2 protein-coding genes are annotated in these 1,316 nt (G+C 69.0%); both read right to left on the reverse strand.

Going from position 1 to position 1,316, the window contains the following annotated elements:
- Positions 1-151: 151 nt before the first annotated feature.
- Complete coding sequence (locus ACWD10_RS38425) at positions 152-355, reverse strand: acyl-CoA carboxylase subunit epsilon (RefSeq protein WP_451098483.1); 204 nt, start codon at positions 353-355, stop codon at positions 152-154.
- Between the two features lie 38 nt (positions 356-393).
- On the reverse strand, positions 394-1,316 hold a 923-nt coding region (locus tag ACWD10_RS38430; RefSeq protein WP_451098485.1), incomplete at its 5' end, for an acyl-CoA carboxylase subunit beta.

Here is a 1,316-nt window from a genome sequence, read left to right on the forward strand (position 1 = left end):
GAGGACGAGCGCGTTCAGCGCGATATCTGCGGCGGGGTCCGGGGCGGCAGCCCCGAAGCTGCTGCAAGCTTTCGGGAAGGGGCGGGGTGGGGAACAAAAAGCCCCGCCCCCCCCCGGAGGGGAGAGCGGGGCCGAAGGCAGGCGTGCAGCGTCAGCGCTGCCAGGAGTGCGGGGCGCGGAAGCCCGGCGTGCGTTCGAGGCGGCGCCAGCCGGCCTTGGAGCGGCCGCGGGACGGCGCGGCGGCCGTCGGCTGCGCCGCGGCACGCGCCATCAGAACCGCGGTGATGGCCGCGAGTTCTTCGGGCTCGGCGTGGCCCTTCTCGACGCGGAGCAGATTTTCAGCAGGAGTGCTCATGGCGTTCTGTCTCTCCGTTTGCGTGCGGGGGCGCAGGATCACTGCGGCGGGTTGCCGTGCTTGCGCGAGGGCAGGTCGGCGTGCTTGTTGCGGAGCATCTCCAGCGAGGAGACGAGCACCTGGCGGGTCTCGGCCGGGTCGATCACGTCGTCCACCAGACCGCGCTCGGCCGCGTAGTACGGGTGCATCAGCTCGGCCTTGTACTCCTTGACCATCCGCGCCCGCATCGCCTCCGGATCCTCGGCCGCGGCGATCTGCCGCCGGAAGATCACGTTGGCGGCGCCTTCCGCGCCCATCACGGCGATCTCGTTGGTGGGCCACGCATAGGTCAGATCCGCACCGATGGACTGCGAGTCCATGACGATGTACGCACCTCCGTACGCCTTACGGAGAATCAGTGAGATCCGCGGCACCGTGGCGTTGCAGTAGGCGTAAAGGAGCTTGGCGCCGTGCCGGATGATTCCACCGTGCTCCTGGTCGACGCCCGGCAGGAATCCGGGCACGTCCAGGAATGTGACGATTGGGATATTGAAAGCGTCGCACATCTGGACGAAACGCGCCGCTTTTTCCGACGCCTCGATGTCGAGGACCCCGGCGAGGGCCTGCGGCTGGTTGGCCACGATGCCCACGACCTGACCGTCCAGACGCGCGAGGGCACACACGATGTTCCGCGCCCAGCGCTCGTGGACCTCCAAGTAGTCCCCGTCGTCGACGATCTCCTCGATCACCTTGTGCATGTCGTACGGCCGGTTGCCGTCCGCGGGCACCAGGTCGAGCAGCATGTCGGAGCGGCGGTCGGCCGGGTCCTCGGAGGCCACGACCGGCGGGTTCTCACGGTTGTTGGCCGGGAGCATGGACAGCAGGTAGCGGACCTCGGCGAGGCAGGTCTCCTCGTCGTCGTACGCGAAGTGCGCGACGCCCGACGTCTCCGCGTGCACGTCCGCGCCGCCGAGCCCGTTCT

The organism is Streptomyces sp. NPDC002851 (assembly GCF_053591935.1).